Annotated in this window: 14 protein-coding genes; 7 read left to right on the top strand and 7 right to left on the bottom strand. The window is 65.7% G+C overall.

The genetic code is table 11. The features are described 5' to 3' along the window. Positions 1–79 precede the first annotated feature (79 nt). Positions 80–751, bottom strand: coding sequence for a hemerythrin domain-containing protein (locus BLV04_RS25645; protein WP_245731845.1), 672 nt, complete (start codon positions 749–751; stop codon positions 80–82). Beyond that, positions 748–1704, bottom strand: coding sequence for a LysR family transcriptional regulator (locus BLV04_RS10885; protein ID WP_245731844.1), 957 nt, complete (start codon positions 1702–1704; stop codon positions 748–750). The genes BLV04_RS25645 and BLV04_RS10885 overlap by 4 nt, the downstream gene beginning before the upstream one ends. 201 nt (positions 1705–1905) lie before the next feature. Between BLV04_RS10885 and BLV04_RS10880 the strand changes: the two genes are divergently transcribed. Then, entirely contained in the window at positions 1906–2547 is a 642-nt protein-coding gene (locus BLV04_RS10880) for a TusE/DsrC/DsvC family sulfur relay protein (protein ID WP_093031452.1), read from the top strand. A 144-nt stretch (positions 2548–2691) separates the two neighbouring features. On the opposite strand, the gene BLV04_RS10875 is transcribed toward BLV04_RS10880, so the two are convergent. The 3 genes from BLV04_RS10875 to BLV04_RS10865 form a co-directional block, all read right to left on the bottom strand. After that, the gene (locus BLV04_RS10875) at positions 2692–3990 is read right to left on the bottom strand and encodes a hypothetical protein (protein ID WP_093031449.1); all 1299 of its coding nucleotides are present in this window, start codon (positions 3988–3990) and stop codon (positions 2692–2694) included. 198 nt (positions 3991–4188) lie between these two features. Next, on the bottom strand, positions 4189–4455 hold the full coding sequence (locus tag BLV04_RS10870; protein WP_093031446.1) for a DUF2249 domain-containing protein: 267 nt from the start codon (positions 4453–4455) through the stop codon (positions 4189–4191). Between the two features lie 3 nt (positions 4456–4458). Beyond that, on the bottom strand, positions 4459–4896 hold the full coding sequence (locus BLV04_RS10865; protein WP_175534595.1) for a hemerythrin domain-containing protein: 438 nt from the start codon (positions 4894–4896) through the stop codon (positions 4459–4461). A 204-nt stretch (positions 4897–5100) separates the two neighbouring features. On the opposite strand from BLV04_RS10865, the gene bchE reads away from it, so the two are divergent. The 4 genes from bchE (at position 5101) to BLV04_RS10845 (ending at position 10321) form a co-directional block, all read left to right on the top strand. Beyond that, complete coding sequence (gene bchE, locus BLV04_RS10860; protein WP_093031440.1) at positions 5101–6765, top strand: magnesium-protoporphyrin IX monomethyl ester anaerobic oxidative cyclase; 1665 nt, start codon at positions 5101–5103, stop codon at positions 6763–6765. 388 nt (positions 6766–7153) lie between these two features. Then, positions 7154–8359, top strand: coding sequence for an efflux RND transporter periplasmic adaptor subunit (locus BLV04_RS10855; protein ID WP_093031437.1), 1206 nt, complete (start codon positions 7154–7156; stop codon positions 8357–8359). Further along, a complete protein-coding gene (locus BLV04_RS10850) occupies positions 8356–9612 on the top strand; it encodes an ABC transporter permease (RefSeq protein ID WP_093031434.1) in 1257 nt (418 codons plus the stop codon). Before BLV04_RS10855 ends, BLV04_RS10850 begins: the two co-directional genes overlap by 4 nt. Then, positions 9605–10321, top strand: coding sequence for an ABC transporter ATP-binding protein (locus BLV04_RS10845; RefSeq protein ID WP_245731843.1), 717 nt, complete (start codon positions 9605–9607; stop codon positions 10319–10321). The genes BLV04_RS10850 and BLV04_RS10845 overlap by 8 nt, the downstream gene beginning before the upstream one ends. 76 nt (positions 10322–10397) lie before the next feature. On the opposite strand, the gene BLV04_RS10840 is transcribed toward BLV04_RS10845, so the two are convergent. Beyond that, positions 10398–13337: a M28 family peptidase gene (locus tag BLV04_RS10840; RefSeq protein WP_093031429.1), complete on the bottom strand. Its 2940-nt coding sequence runs from the start codon at positions 13335–13337 to the stop codon at positions 10398–10400. Between the two features lie 223 nt (positions 13338–13560). Continuing rightward, the gene (locus BLV04_RS10835) at positions 13561–14070 is read right to left on the bottom strand and encodes a VOC family protein (protein WP_093031873.1); all 510 of its coding nucleotides are present in this window, start codon (positions 14068–14070) and stop codon (positions 13561–13563) included. Between the two features lie 56 nt (positions 14071–14126). Here BLV04_RS10835 and BLV04_RS10830 point away from each other — a divergent pair, with 56 nt between their 5' ends. Together BLV04_RS10830 and BLV04_RS10825 are read left to right on the top strand one after the other, a co-directional pair. Then, positions 14127–14459 (top strand): hypothetical protein, encoded by a 333-nt coding sequence (locus BLV04_RS10830; RefSeq protein WP_139191906.1) that lies wholly within the window; start codon positions 14127–14129, stop codon positions 14457–14459. Between the two features lie 80 nt (positions 14460–14539). Continuing rightward, the gene (locus tag BLV04_RS10825) at positions 14540–14944 is read left to right on the top strand and encodes a DUF1523 family protein (RefSeq protein WP_093031422.1); all 405 of its coding nucleotides are present in this window, start codon (positions 14540–14542) and stop codon (positions 14942–14944) included. The last annotated feature ends 403 nt before the right edge of the window (positions 14945–15347 follow it).

Here is a 15347-nt window from a genome sequence, read left to right as displayed (position 1 = left end):
CCTCTGTTCTCATCATCCGGATCAAAACCAAGCTCGATTCTCAGCATAGAGCAAGGGGACTCAGATCCCTTGACGGAGATCAAGCGCGGCAGACCGGCGCTGCCTCGCGATCGTGTAGCGCCTGGATCCGCTCCAGTGCGTCTGCCCCCAGGACACGCTGCGCGACCCCGAACAACTCCTTCTCCTCGAACCGGATGTGATCCGCAAGCGCTTCGGCGAATGCGGCGAGGTCTTCCGGTCCGCCCGCATCGATCATGGCACGCATTCTCAGATGCTCGGCCAGGGTTCGCTCCACCAGCACGCCTTCGCCGGCCGCTTGCAGGGCCGGCAACAGTCCGCGCTCTTCGAGCTTGAAATGGGGCTCGAGCTCATCGGCGAAGCGTTGCCTCAGATCTGCCCAGGCGGCCTCGCGGGCGTCGGGTGCTTTTCGCGCCAGCTCACGCGCCCGCCGAGCGATGACCAGGCCAGTGTGATGCTCGCTCGACAGGCGCCGCAAGGGTTCGATGCGCTGCATGGATCCTCTCCTCGCTTCTGGTCTCGGGCTTGCCGGTCTCTGGGTTTCGGGCGTCCGGGTTTCGGGCGTCCGGGTTTCGAGCAAAGGGGCCAAATCAAGGGCTTTGATCGCCTGGACTGCGAGCTCCCAACGGCCCTCGCCGCACAGACCGCTGATGCCGGCCTGCTCATAGGCCGCCGACGCGGCCTGCAGGCAGGCCGACTTGATTCGCTCCGCAAGCTCGACCCGATCGGTCACGACTGCTTCATCTCGGGAGCCGGGCCGGGTGCATGCGGACGCTCCGGCGGGTGTTCGGACCCGGCGATCGGCTCGGGCGTGCACTCCGTGGACGTGCCGCCGTCGGCAGGCGATCGTTCCGCGATGACGGCGCGCAAGGTCGACAGCGCCGTTTCGAGCACGGGCGATTCGCTTTCCAAGGGATAGACCACATAGGCCGGCAACAGAAACCTCGGGCTGTCGGGCGCAACGTGCAGGCATCCTGCGCGCACGTAAGGTGCAGCGACCCGCTCGGGGACGAAGCAGGTTCCACCGTTGGCCAGAATCAACTGGAGACCGAGCCAGCCGATGTTCGCCATCTGGGCCGGTCGCTCCAGATCCGGGTAGACCTTGCTGTGCTGGGCGTAGAAGGTCGGCCCCCAACTCACGTAGACATAGCCGTCGTCCAGCTCGGTGCGTTTCGGGTCGCTGGTCACCAGGACCAGGGTCTCGTCGAACAAGTGCTCGACCTGCAGCCCGGCGCTGTGCTGGGGCGTGTACATCAAGGCGAGGTCCAGCGTGCCTTCGACGATACGCCGCATCAGGTCGTCCTCGAAACCGATCTCGCTGCTCAGCGAGACGTCCGGGGCAAGCTCGCGCATCCGCCCGGCCCAGAGCGGCAGAAAACCGTCCCACAAGGCGATACGGGCACCGACCGTGATGCTGGCCCGAAAGCGGCTCGGCAGACCCACGTCGTGGCGTGCCTGCTCGAGGGTGAGCACCAGGGTCTTGGCGTGCCGAAGGAACCGCCGGCCTGCGGGCGTGAGTGTCGCGCCCGAGCGGTTGCGCACGAACAAACGGGCGTTCAGGTAAGTCTCGAGGCCCTGAATGCGCGCGCTGACCGTGGATTGAGTGACGTGCACGCGGTTGGCAGCCTCTTGGAAGCTCCCGTGCGCGGCGACTGCCAAGAAGGTTCTGACCTGGTCAATGTCCATAAGCCGCGTTCGGCATGGCATGCGCTCGTGTCATCTTTGTCCGCCTTTGTATCAATCCCCACGCGCTGGAGCAAACGCGGCTTCAGTTCTTTGGCATCGAAAGATCCGATATCTACCGCCGAAAGGATTCGTTTGTCTCGGGTTCAAGTAGAGGCTAATTTGATGATATAGATCAAAATCGATGGAGTCGGAGACAAGACCATGATTGACGTGAAGGTGTCCATGAAGGTCACGAACGAGCCGCTGAAACGCACACCAGTGGTCCTCAAGCTGGACGCGGACGGGTCCGAGACCGCGCCTGTCCTCACCGACCGCGCGGGCCTGGCGCGCTTCGATCTGCCGCCGACCAGCGGCAAGGTGTTGGTGTCCGGAGTCGAGCGTTTCGACGGGCGCCTCGACGGGGAGATCCCGATCGAGCTTTGGTCGATCACCCAATCCGAGCGCGACTCGAAGGGGCTGCCGGGCGAGTTTCCCTCCGGCAGCAACGCCTACCCGAGCATGACCACGCGCAGCATCCAGGTCGGCGACCGCGCGATCCTCACAGACAGCGAAGGGTACCTCGTGGATCCGTCGGATTGGTCCGAGGACTTTGCCCGCGCCTTGGCTGCCTACGACGGGCTCGAGCTGAACGCCGAGCACTGGGAGATCATTCGCTTCCTGAGAGCCAGCTATGCCAAGCATGGCACCCAGGCCATGGTGCGCGACATGATCGCCCATTTCCGAAAGGTCTGGGGCAGCGAGAAGGGCAGCAATCGCTATCTGCATCGACTCTTTCCGCGCGGCGGGCCGCAGAAGCAAGGCAACCGGTTGGCCGGCCTGCTACGCACGAAGGGCGAGCACTGAGCGCCAGCAAGCGTTCACGCCCCTCCCCCCCGGCCCCCTCACGCGAGGGGAGGGGGAGACGCCAATGCCTGGTTTAGACGTGCTCCCTCCCCCCTCGCGGGGGAGGGCTGGGGAGAGGGGGTTGCGCAGTCGGATGAGGTCGATTCAGGTTTGCGGCCCCGCTCTTGAAGGCGCCGGCCGGAGCAGGGCAGCGAACCGTCGATAGGTACGCGCGACGCCGATCAGCAACAGGAGCAGCACCAACGAGGACAGCGCGAGCGCGATGCCCGCCGGGCGGGCCAGCACCGGAACCCACAGGCTACCCGCGAGCAGTGCCAGGGCGAGGAGATGCAGGCCGAATTGAACCCGTGCCCATCGCGTCGACAGCAGACTACCCATATGCGGGATGCGCAGGTCGAACCGTCCGCTCCCGAGCTGGCGATGCTGTAGGTGAAACCAGGTCAAGAACGGCAGGATCTTAAAGAGCATACCGGCCGGTAGCCCGACGCCTACCCCCACCAGCAGGAGCACGCCGATCAGGGTCGGCGGTGCTGCGAAGGTCCAAGCAAGCGCAGCGCCGCAGAGGCTCAGCATCGCTGCCCACCAGTGCAGCAATGTCGGGTCGAGTCTCGGTCGCTCGCGAAGGCTGATCAAGCGCAAGGTGATGAAGGCAAAGCCGATGAAACCGAGCGCGATCGTACCGAAGACGGCCTGCCCGACGAGGTCGGCCCCCATGATCCAGGCAGCGCTCGCCGCGCCGACCCCGACCAGGACGGCCGGTGCAAACCAGCGCCGCATCGGCGCCGGATAGGTCGGGGTGACGTAGAACATAGGCAGGACCTGGACGGCCACGCCGACCACCAGCAGCCCGACCCAGCCCATCAACCCCCAGGCTGCATGCGTATCGACCCAACGGGTGTGCTCCGCAACCCGGATCCACCCCTGGAGGACGGCGACCAGCAACAGCCCCAAGGCAACCGTGACCGCCAGGGCCAGGGCGGCCGTGCGCAGCGCCAGCAGGGTCCCCGGCGCACCGCGTGCCCGCACCAGGGCGATGCCGACCGGGATCACGAAGACCAGAAATCCCAGTGCCGCGGCACCGGCGCCGACCCGGATCAGGGTCGGGCCGCTTCCCGCTAGCCCCCAAGCCAGCCCGGCGGCACCGACGGTGAGCAGGAGATGCGTCGCCGTGCCGACCAGGCGCACCGCCGGGACCGCTGCACCGGCGACGACGGGCAGCATCTGCAGAAGTGCACCACACATGATTAGACCGAGATACCCGATGGCAATCAGGTGGGTCGCGGCGAGTGCGCCGGGCATCCAGCGCGAGACCAAGAGGGTCGGGCCCTGCCAGGCCAAGAGCAGCCCGGCGGCGATCGCAAACAGCGGCGCGGTCAGGAAGAAGCGCGCGGGGATGTCGATCGGCGGGGCCTGATCGAGTGAGAGTCCGCCGGTGCCCATCATTTTTTTGAACCGCGTCCGGAGCGCCTGGGGTCGCTTTGTCGTTTAGAGGCAGCGTTGCGGACACCTGAAGCTATTGGCGCGACGCGGTTCAAAAAAACGAATAAATTGATCTTTTTAAACCGCGCGGCTCCGACGCTCGTGAGCAGGGACAAACCTGGAATCCGAGCACTGAACACCGCATGGCCCAACGCGCGCGGTTTAAAAACGGCTCGCACCCTGTTGCCGCAATCGACTGACCGGACGCTGATGCTTCGGCACGGGCGAGATCAGGATGCGATACCGATCGTCCTCGGAGCTGATCTCCCAGCGATAGCCCATGCGTCGCAGCATGTCGTAGAGCGGATAGGGCTCGCGACGATGGAGTACGCACAGGCGATCATCCGGCGGCAGGTCGGCGAGCGCATCGAGGATCCGCTCCATCGGCTCCGGGGCGGGAAGATCGCTGACGTCGAGTGTTCTGTCCATGGTTTAGCCCGCCTGCAGTCGGTTCAGAATTTTTGTGGTCTGGTCACCCAGACTCTCCTCGGCCATCGGATAGAGGATGCCTTCTTCCTTCGAGTTGTGCTGCTGGATCACCAGATGGAGCGTCTCCAGGATCCCGAGACAGGCGTCTGCATCCTGCTCGTCGACCGCCTCGTTGAGCTCCTCCACCAAAGCGCGCATTTGGCCGTGCTCCATGGTCATCATACCGGTCGGCCCGGATGCCCAGGGGCTGATGGCGACCAACTCCGGAAACAGCACCTGCTCCTCCATGTCGAAATGGCCGATCAGGGCCTTCGAAAAAACGGTTGCCTGCTCCGCGAGTCGCTTCCAATCGCCGCCCGAGACCGCCTGCTCGCAGGCGGCGAGCAGCTGATCACAGCGCTGATGGTCGTCGGTCATGAAGGTGGCGATCGAGTCGGTCATGGCGAATCCTCCGGTTGAATGACCCGGCATTCTCCCGGCATGGCGCGGTGCGTCCTTGACCTAGGTCAGATCCCATCGTACGCGATCGCGCCGGCAAGACCTGCATTTCCGAGTCGCCCGGGCGGATTTGACCTGTGTCAAGGACGACGAGGAGGTCGACTGTCAATCTTCATTGACACTCACCATCGGCCGGGGGCTCGACGCATGCGCATTCTCTTCATCCACCCAAATTACCACTCGGGCGGCGCCGAGATCGCCGGCAATTGGCCGCCGGCGTGGGTGGCCTATCTCACCGGTGCGCTCAAGACCGCGGGCTTCACCGAGGTGCGCTTCGTCGACGCCATGACCAACGATCTGTCCGAGGAGCAGGTCCGCGCCGCCATCGTCGCCTATCGCCCCGACATCGTCGGCTGCACGGCCATCACGCCCTCCATCTATAAGGCCCAGCGTCTGCTCGAGATCGTCAAGGAGGTTGATCCGAAGATCGTCACCGTCCTCGGCGGCGTGCATGCGACCTTCATGTATCAGCAGGTCCTCGGCGAGGCGCCCTGGATCGACGCCATCGTGCGAGGCGAAGGCGAGGAGATCATCGTCGATCTGGTCCGCACCATCGACGAAGGCCGTTGGCCCGAGGAGCGCGGCAAGGTCAAAGGCATCGCCTACGCCGTCGACGGCAAGATCATCGCCACCCCGGCCGCCCCGACCGTGAAGGACCTGGACGCCATCACACCCGACTGGGGTGTGCTGGAGTGGGACAAGTACAACTACATCCCGCTCAACAAGCGCGTCGCCATCCCGAACATGGCCCGCGGTTGTCCCTATACCTGCTCTTTTTGCTCGCAGTGGAAGTTCTGGCGCGACTACCGCATCCGTGATCCCAAGAAGGTTGTCGACGAGATCGAGACCCTGGTGCGCGACCACGACGTCGGTTTCTTCATCCTCGCCGACGAGGAGCCGACCATCAATCGCAAGAAGTTCATCGCCTTCTGCGAGGAGCTGATCGAGCGCAATCTCGGGATCCTCTGGGGCATCAACACCCGCGTCACCGACATCCTGCGCGACGAGGACGTGCTGCCGCTCTATCGCAAGGCCGGCCTGATCCATGTCTCGCTGGGCACCGAGGCCGCGGCGCAGCTCAAGCTCGACCGCTTCAACAAGGAGACCACGGTCGCCGACAACAAGCGAGCGATCGGTCTGCTGCGCGATGCCGGGATCCTCACCGAGGCGCAGTTCATCGTCGGGCTCGAGAACGAGACCGCCGAGACGCTCGAAGAGACCTACCAGATGGCGCGCGACTGGAAGCCGGACCTCGCCAACTGGGCCATGTACACCCCCTGGCCCTTCACGGATCTCTTCCGCGAGCTGGGCGACAAGGTCGAGATCTTCGACTACGAGAAGTACAACTTCGTCACGCCCATCATCAAGCCGGCCGCCATGGATCGCGCCGAGCTGCTCGACCGCGTCATGCACAACTATCGCCGCTTCTACATGCACAAGGCGCTCTTCTCCTACCCTTGGGCAGGCAGCGGCGAGCGGCGGCGTTATCTGCTCGGCTGTCTGAAGGCATTCTTGAAGGCAGGTTTCGAGCGCAAGTTCTACGATCTGGGCAAGGTCAACTACTGGGGTCCGCAGTCCAAGAAGAAGGTCGACTTCCACTTCGACCCCAAACGCACCCGTGTCGCCGAGGGCGGCACCGACTGGAAGGCCAAGCACAGCCGCAAGATCAAGGGCGACGTCCAGGCGCAGATCATGGCCTGCGGCGGCGGCAAGGACCAGCTCGATCAGGCCGAGATCGATGCCCTCACAGTCGCGCCGCCGACACTGCCCAAGACCGCCGCCAAGGCGTCGGTCAAGGTGATGATCGAGTAGGGAAGGGCCTCACTCAACAGACCGGCCACCCAAACCCTCAGGGGCTCGTGACACCGTTGCGCGGTGTCACGCATGCCCCTTGGCGCTCTGCGCCGCGTGACGCCCGCGGTGCGTCGCCCCGATTACCGCCCCATCCAACCTGGACCGATGTGTCAGCGGATCAAGGCATCGCCGCGTTCGTGTCGATTTCTGATCGCTCTGCGATCACCATCACCTCCGTCGTGGTGTCTCTGCGGCGGATCCAGTTCTCAGACCCGACGGCGATTCGACTCTCCCCGGAGAGTGGGCACCCCGCACCTTTGACCTGAGTCAAGGCCGACACGCGGCTCCATCCCCATCCTTCTCGAACGGCTCCCCCGAGTCGCTCGCCATTGCTTTTGAGCCCCCAATGAACCTTCCCAAGCCAAGCCTGCGTGTCGTCTTCCTGCTCGCGGTGCTCGTTCCGCTCATCGGCGCCTTCCTCTGGCTGGCGCTGACCTCGGGTCCGCTGGCCCCGGTGCCCGTGACCCTGACCACCGTCGAGATGCGTCCCGTCACCCCGACCCTGTTCGGGGTTGGCACGGTCGAGGCGCGGTATACGTACCGCATCGGCCCGACCTATGCCGGGCGGGTGCGGCGGGTCGAGGTGCAGGTGGGTGATCGGGTCGAGGCCGGCCAACTGCTCGGGGAGATGGACCCGGTCGATCTCGACGACCGCGTCGCCGCGGCGGACGCGGCACTGCGCCGCGCCGAGTCCGGCGTGGTCGCGGCCCATGCCCAAGTCGGCGATGCACAGGCGCGGCGGGACTTCGCCGGCGCCCAGGTCGCGCGCTACGAGCAGCTTCTGCTGTCGCGCACGGCCAGCGAGGATACGGCGGAGGCCAAGCGTCAGGAGGCCCAGGTCGCCGAGGCGGGTCTGGCGCTGGCCGTAGCCAATCTGGAATCCGCGGAGCAGGATCTCGTGCGGGTCCGCGCGGAGCGCGAGGCATTGGTGCAGCAGCGGGCCAATCTGCGCCTGATCGCGCCGGTGGACGCACTGGTGGTCTCGCGCGACGCCGAGCCCGGCAGCACCGTCGTAGCGGGACAGTCGGTCGTGGAGGTGATCGACCCGAGTCATCTCTGGATCGATGTCCGCTTCGATCAGCTCGGCGCCGGGGCGCTGCGTGCCGATCTGGGGGCCCGCATCGCGCTGCGCTCGCTGCCGCTGGACACCTTGCCCGGCGAGGTGCTGCGGATCGAGCCGCGGTCCGACGCCGTCACCGAGGAGTTTCGCGCGAAGATCGCATTTTCGACGCTGCCCGAACCGCTGCCCGAACCGCTGCCCCGACTCGGCGAGCTGGCCGAGGTGACCGTGGCCCTGGAGCCGCTTGAACCGGCCCCGGCGCTGCCCAATGCCGCCTTGCACCGTCGCGACGGCCAGCTCGGCGTTTGGGTGCTGGATGACGGCGGTCCGCGCTTCGCCGCGGTCGAGACCGGCGCGCGTGACCTGGAGGGTTGGGTCCAAATCCGCGACGGCCTGGCGTCCGGCGATCGGGTGATCCTGCACTCCCGCGTCCCGCTCAGGCCCGGCCGTCGGGTCGAGATCGTCGAGCGGATCCCCGGCCTGCCCCGATGATCAGCCTCGCCGGGCGCGACATCCTCCATGCCTGGGGCAAGTTCGTCTTTACCGGTGTGGGTCTCGGACTCCTGATCGGCGTGACGCTCTCCATGGCCGGCATCTACCGCGGCATGGTCGATGATGCCGAGGTGCTGCTCGACAACAGCGGGGCGGACCTCTGGGCGGTGCAGAAAGACACGCTCGGACCTTACGCGGAGCCGTCCACCCTCGCCGACGACCTCTACCGGGGCATCCTGACCTTGCCGGGCGTCGCGCGTGCGGCCAACGTCACCTATCTGACCATGCAGGTGCGGCCCGTCGCCCCCAATCAGGCCGCCTCGAATCAGACCAGCGATCCGGCCGGCGACGAGGCCGCGCGCGAGCGCCGCGCCATGATCGTCGGCGTGGTCCCCGGCGGTTTCGGCGAGCCCGGCCAACCGCCCTTCCTGGTCGCCGGGCGCCATCTCACGCGCGGTCATTACGAGGCGGTCGCTGACGTGACCACCGGCTTTCGCCTCGGCGAGCAGGTGCGCATCCGCCGCAACCTCTACACCATCGTCGGGCTGACCCGGCGCGCGGTCTCCTCGGGCGGTGACCCCATGGTCTACATCCCGCTGAAGGACGCCCAGGAGGCGCAGTTTCTGAAGGACAACGACGCCATCATCGCGCAGCGTCGCCGCACCGCGGCCAACCCCGTCTTCAACCGACCCGGTCAGCCGGAGGTGCTCGATGCCGTGCTGGCCGCCCAGACCCAGAGCAGCTCGGTGAACGCCATCCTGGTGCGTCTCGAGCCCGGCGCCGACGCCGATGAGGTCGCCGCCGACATCCGACGCTGGAAGCACCTGACCGTCTACACCCGCGCCGAGATGAACGAGATCCTCCAGGCCAAGCTGATCGCCACCTCTGCCCGTCAGATCTTCATGTTCCTGGTGATCCTCTCGGTGGTGAGCGCGGCCATCGTGGCCTTCATCATCTACACCCTCACGCTCGGCAAGATCCGCGAGATCGCCGTACTCAAGCTCATCGGCACGCGCAACCGCACCATCGCCGGGATGATCCTGCAACAAGCGGTCGGGCTCGGGGTGATCGGTTTCGTCGTCGGCAAGACCGTGGCGACCCTCTGGGCGCCCATCTTTCCCAAATACGTCCTGCTGCTCCCCGGCGATGCCGCGCGTGGATTCCTGGTCGTGGTCATCATCTGTGTGCTGGCAAGCCTGGTCGCCATCCGCGCCGCGCTCCGGGTCGATCCGGCGGAGGCCATCGGTGGCTGACGACACACAAGGCATCCGCATCGAGGGGTTGCGCAAGCGCTACGGCAGCGGCGACACCGCGGTAGACGCGCTCAAGGGTGTCGACATGGCCGTCGCCCCGGGCGAGGTGGTCGGACTCGTCGGGCCCTCGGGGTCCGGAAAAAGCACCCTGCTCAAGTGTTTGGGTGCCGTGATCGAGCCCACCGGCGGGCGCATGATCCTGGGCGATCATCCCATCTACGACGACGGCTGGCGCATCCGCGATCTGCGCGCCCTGCGTCGGGACAAGATCGGCTTCGTCTTCCAAGCGCCTTATCTCATCCCATTCCTGGACGTCACCGACAACGTTGCCCTGCTGCCGATGCTCGCGGGTCGTCCCAACGGCGAGTCGCGCGAGCGGGCGCGCGAGCTGCTCGCGGCGCTGGATGTCGAGCATCGCGCCCGCGCCATGCCGTCGCAGCTCTCCGGCGGGGAGCAACAGCGTGTCGCCATCGCCCGCGCCCTGGTCAACCGCCCACCGGTGATCCTCGCCGACGAGCCCACCGCACCGCTCGACAGCGAGCGCGCCCTCGGCGTCATCCGCATCCTCAACCGCATGGCCCGGCAGTATCGCACCGCCGTCATCGTGGTCACCCACGACGAGAAGATCATCCCGACCTTCCGGCGCATCTATCACATCCGCGACGGGCGCACGCACGAGGAGGCAGGGGAGGGAAGGGCGTTGGATTAGCCCGAAAGCGGTCATCGGTTACGTCGAGGCGACAGGCGATTGCCGGGGAAAGCGACAAACAGATCACGCAACGGCACTATTCCCGGGCCGCCGGCACGATGGACAGTGGCTGATCGGTGCCGTCGCGCTCGACCGTGACGGTCACGGGCTCGTCGGCCTTCAGCGCATTGAGCGCATAGGTGTAGTCGTAGATGTTCTCGATCCTGCGGCCGGCGACCGAGACGATCAGGTCGCCGGCACGCATGCCGCCGCGCTCGGCCGGTCCGTCCTTGGCCACCCCGTCGACCAGCACACCCTTCAGGTCCGTCTTGTCGTAGGCCGGGATGGTGCCGAGATAGGCGCGGAGGTTGGCGCGGCTTGCGCCCGTGCTCGGTTTCTCCTGCGCGATATAGTCGGGTGCCGTGTCGCGGACCGCGACGGCCGCGGCGAGGAGACCGGCGAGACGCGCGACGCGGGTCAGACCCTCGTAGTTCAGCCGATCGGCGGTGTCGCGCGAGGTGTTGTAATCCTGGTGTACGCCGGTGAAGAAGCTCAGGACCGGCACGCCGGCGAGATAGAAGGAGGTCGAGTCGGTCGGCAGATAGGCATCGTCCTGGACCTGCACCGGCAGGCCGACCGGGACATTGCGCCGTTCGATCTCCCCGCGCCAGAGGCTGCTCGATCCGGCGCCTTGGATGCTGAGATGCGAATCCAGGCGACCGATCATGTCGAGGTTGAGATAGGCCAGCACCTGCTCGCCGAGACCCTCATCGCCCGGGGTGCGCGCCTCGACGAACGCGGCCGAGCCGAGCCGACCCATCTCCTCGCCGGTCCAGGCCGCGAAGATCACGTCATGACGCAGATCGAGCGCACCGCGGGCCTTGCGGCTCGCCAAATCTTCGGCAATCTCCAGCAGCGCGGCCACGCCCGAGGCATTGTCGTCGGCGCCGGGATGGATGCGTCCGGGTGTGTCGTCGCGCGAGTCGAGCCTCGTGCCGTCGCCGATATGGTCGACATGGGCGCCGACGATCACCACCTCCTCGCTCGGGCGCTCGCCCGCACGCAGGCGCCCGAGGACGTTGCGATCGACCGAGTCCTCGCGTTGCAGACGGATGTCGGCGGCCAGCCGAAGATTCGGCAGCGCAAAACCCGACACGGCATCGCCGCCGTCGAGTGCCTGCTGGACCGCAGCGAGATCCTTGCCCGCAGGGGCGAGCAATTGCTGTCCGAGCGCATCTGTCACGGAGATGACCGGGAGACTGCCGGGGCCCGCGCCGGCCTCGTTCTCGAGCGCGACGAGCTGATCCTTGAACCGGGCGCTCGGGCCGCTCACCAGGACGAGGCCGCGCGCGCCCTGCTCGCGCGCCACCATCGCCTTGAAGCGCAGATCCGCGTATTCGCTCAGATGTTGACGACGCTCGGGCGAGACGTCCTCGGGCAGACCGCGAAAGGCCAGGACCCAGCGGTCGGCGACCTCGAGATCCCGATAGCTGTCGTAGGCCGGCTGACCCTCGGCGGCGGGCGCGACGATGCCGTAGCCCACGAAAACGGCCTCGGCCGGCTCGACCGCCCCGCTGCCCGAAAAGGCAAGCGGCCGCCAATCCTGGTCGACCGTGAGCTCGGCGGCTCGGCCATCCGTGTCGGTGAACGTCAGCCGATTGCCCTCGGTAAGGGTGACACCCGAGATAAAGCGATAGGGCTGGAACCAGTCGCCTTGATCGCCGGCGGGTTGGAGCCCGATGCGGGTCATCGCGTCCGCGACATAGTCGGTTGCGAGACGACTGCCCGCGGTCCCCGTCATGCGGCCGGCCATGGGCTCGGCCGTGAGCGCGTCCACACGGGTTCTCAGGTCCTCGGCGGCGATCTCGGCGCGGGTCGGAGCGGGCATCCCCATGCCGGATGTCGGGTCCGGCGGTGTCGCGGTGTCCTCGGTTGTGTCCAGTCCGAGCAGTGCGCGCGCGGCGGCATCATCCCAGTCCGCGATGAAGATCTGCGCCTGCTTGTCCACCGTGCGGCTGCTCGCCCAGGAGAGCTGCTTGCCGTCGGGCGTGAAGACGGGCAGACCGTCGAAACCGGGGGTGTCGGTCACGCGCACCGGCGGGCGTCGTCCGTCGCTGTCGACGATATAAAGCTCGAAGTTGTCGTAGCCGTGCGCGTTGTTCGCGAAGATGATGTAGTCGCCGCTCGGGTGGAAGAAGGGCGCCCAGGACATGACGCCGAGCCGGGTGATCTGCCGCTGGTCGCTGCCGTCGGGCCGCATGGTCCAGATCTCCGCGACCTTGCCGGCCTCGTCGAAGCGCCGCCAGACGATACGGCTGCCGTCGGCGCTGAAGAAGGGGCCGCCGTCGTAGCCGGGCGAGTCGGTGAGTCGGCGCACCTGGCCACCGTCGGCGTCCATGATGTAGATCTCCATGGAACGCGAGGCATCCTGCTCCAAGGCAGCGCGCGCGTCATCGGAGAGATCGCCGACGTAGGCATGACGATTCGAGGCGAACACGATGGTCTTACCGTCCGGTGACCAGGAGCCCTCGGCATCATAGCCCTCGGCGGTCGTGAGACGGCGCAGGATGTTGCCCCGGGCGTCCGCCTCGTAGATCTCGTAGGCCGCATCGAAGCTCCAGGAATAGCGGCTGCCTTGTCCCGAGGCGCGTTTCTCCAGCTCCTCGCGTTGCGCCGCCTCGGCGCCGGGATCCTCATGCGTGGAGGCATAGAGGACGCGATCGCCCTGCGGATGAATCCAGGCACAGGTGGTCTTGCCGATGCCGGGCGAGACGCGGCGCGTGTCCCCGGTCTCCAGGTCGAGCAGATAGATCTGGTAGAAGGGATTCCCGGACTCGCGCTCGCTCTGGAAGATCATGAGCCGGCCATCGGCGCTGAAATACCCCTCGCCCGAACGCCTGCCTTCGAAGATCAGCTGACGGGGGTTCGACAGCAATTGCGCCTCGTGACCGGGGGAGGCGTCGGCCAGGGCGAGCGCTGAACCGGAGACAAGTCCGGCTACGGCAAGTGCGGTCGTGCAACGGAGCAATCGGTGCATGGGTCGGACATCCTCGGGTGGTGTCGATGTGCCGCTAGAGCGGTTCTGATTTTCGTAAGGGTAAGGGCGTCGGGCAGCGGTCACAAACCCTCGGACGCGAGCACGAAGTCATCGTGCATGCGTTGGATTGGTCGAGCACCGAGCATGGCACCGATTTCGCCGATGCGATGCATCGGGCCTTCTGCGGGTCTGCTGGCTGGCCACCAAGTCCGAAACGCGTATTTCATCGATCGGATCGGGTCTCGATGCGGACTTTGTGGCCAATGCCGCCGCGGTGGGTCCGAACTCTCGGAAGGAAGCAGGGAACGGATCCGTGGTCGGTCTCCGGTTCCCTCGGGTCCAATTCATAAGTTGCTTCACGAAAACGAATCAGACAAAACCCGTGACCAAATGGATCGGAGAAGGTGACGTGGGTAGCGCCGTGCCAGATCTCTACATTTGATTCGCGTACAGCGCCCGCGTTTTCTGCCTTTACGATCGCCTCATCGAGGTCGGCGACCACGAAATCGATATGAACCGGTGTCCAGTGACGAGAATAGTGTCGTTTTTGCTCGTTATCGGCGTTTGCGGTGCTGCCCGTCGCATGTTCCAGCAAGTAGATATTGACGGCGCCGCACGATAGCTCTGCGGCCGTATCATCCAGGCGCCGTTCAAGCTGACATTCGGTGGCCGCAGTATAGAATTCGATAGCACGCTCAATGTCGGGGACATCGATGTTGATGATTGCGCTCATGAGCTCGCTCCACGCTCTCTTGCCCACCTGAAGTTCTGTTCTCGGGTCGTCGAGCGTTGCTCGCGCGACCCAGTCCATTCGGCCATCCGCTGGTTGCCAGCGCGGCAGCCCGGGTGCTCTCCCACTGCGTGCGGGTCCGCCGTGATCGGCAGCCATGCCTGATCGCCTCGACACTGTTCCTGACTGCGTTCGCCATCCTCATCGGCATGCTCTTGCCCTGGCGGGCTTCCTATCAAGTCACAGTCGCGCAGGCCGCCGCGCCGGGGGCCTCGTCGAGCTTCATCTTCCAAGGCATAGGAATGGTCGCGCTCCCGGTGAGTCTCATCGACATCACCACGATCCGCTGGATTTTTCGCGGAAAGGTCTCGGCCGATCGGAGCTATGACTAGTGATCTGCCCGAGGGTGTGTCCGAGCACCACCCATCCGGAGATCCTATACTTCATCGTATCATTGACAACGGAGCCCGAGATGAAACAAAAAGCCATAACTGTCTCTGTCGTTATCGTCGTCATCGTCCTTGCTTTTCTGTGGCTGCTCTGGGGGCCAGATTCCTGGAAGGTTCAAATCACGGGTATGACCGGCGACGGGCGCACGGTGCAGTATCGGATCGAGACGGTCTACGCCGATACCTCGGACACACTCGTCTTCAGAAACGCAGACGCGGGCTTCCTGCTCCCCTACTTCAAGTTCGACTCGGCGGACCTGCAAGCCAAGGCCAGCCGCATCTCGCGGAACTGTCCGCAGACCCCGGTCAAGGTCCACGGCTACGGCATGCGCATCCAGTTCTTGGATATGTTTCCCAACGCCACGTCCATCGATGCGCCCGAGAACTGCAGCGAAGCACCGGGCAAAGAAGGCGAGAGCGCTTCTTAGCTGCGGTGGTCTCCCTCGCCGACCCCGAGCGGGTCGCGAGGGCGTGCCCACGGAGCCTCCGGGAAGACGACGAGCACGCGCAGGCGTGGCGGATTAGACGAGGCAATCGCGCAAACGCCGAAGACCGAAAAGCGCCGTTTCTTTGCGAATCGGTGCCTCCCGCAAGCGCGAAGGTACGAGGGATAAACTTCCGTAACACATAAATCCGTCCCCTTTTCCCATCTCCGCCCCCGAGGTGGTTCCCATGTCGCACTCACGACCCTGTGTCTTCGCTCTTCCCTGGCTGTGGCTCCCGATCGCCATTGCCATCGCACCGATGCTCGCGGCGCAGGAGCCCGATACCGCGGCGGCGCCCGCCGATGAGCCGGATGACCCCATCCTGAGTCAGGCCCTGACCCCCTGG

It is taken from the genome of Thiocapsa roseopersicina (genome assembly GCF_900106925.1).
Lineage (GTDB): Bacteria > Pseudomonadota > Gammaproteobacteria > Chromatiales > Chromatiaceae > Thiocapsa > Thiocapsa roseopersicina.
Note: the sequence above shows the minus strand (reverse complement) of the source record. Positions and strands in the feature narration are given on the sequence as shown.

Coding starts and splice junctions, on each gene's coding strand:
- BLV04_RS10835 (WP_093031873.1), bottom strand. CDS start 14,070: ATGAGCGCAATCATCAACATCGATGTCCCCGACATTGAGCGTGCTATC.
- BLV04_RS10885 (WP_245731844.1), bottom strand. CDS start 1,704: ATGGACATTGACCAGGTCAGAACCTTCTTGGCAGTCGCCGCGCACGGG.
- BLV04_RS10825 (WP_093031422.1), top strand. CDS start 14,540: ATGAAACAAAAAGCCATAACTGTCTCTGTCGTTATCGTCGTCATCGTC.
- BLV04_RS10850 (WP_093031434.1), top strand. CDS start 8,356: ATGATCAGCCTCGCCGGGCGCGACATCCTCCATGCCTGGGGCAAGTTC.
- BLV04_RS10840 (WP_093031429.1), bottom strand. CDS start 13,337: ATGCACCGATTGCTCCGTTGCACGACCGCACTTGCCGTAGCCGGACTT.
- bchE (WP_093031440.1), top strand. CDS start 5,101: ATGCGCATTCTCTTCATCCACCCAAATTACCACTCGGGCGGCGCCGAG.
- BLV04_RS10875 (WP_093031449.1), bottom strand. CDS start 3,990: ATGATGGGCACCGGCGGACTCTCACTCGATCAGGCCCCGCCGATCGAC.
- BLV04_RS10865 (WP_175534595.1), bottom strand. CDS start 4,896: ATGACCGACTCGATCGCCACCTTCATGACCGACGACCATCAGCGCTGT.
- BLV04_RS10870 (WP_093031446.1), bottom strand. CDS start 4,455: ATGGACAGAACACTCGACGTCAGCGATCTTCCCGCCCCGGAGCCGATG.
- BLV04_RS10855 (WP_093031437.1), top strand. CDS start 7,154: ATGAACCTTCCCAAGCCAAGCCTGCGTGTCGTCTTCCTGCTCGCGGTG.
- BLV04_RS10880 (WP_093031452.1), top strand. CDS start 1,906: ATGATTGACGTGAAGGTGTCCATGAAGGTCACGAACGAGCCGCTGAAA.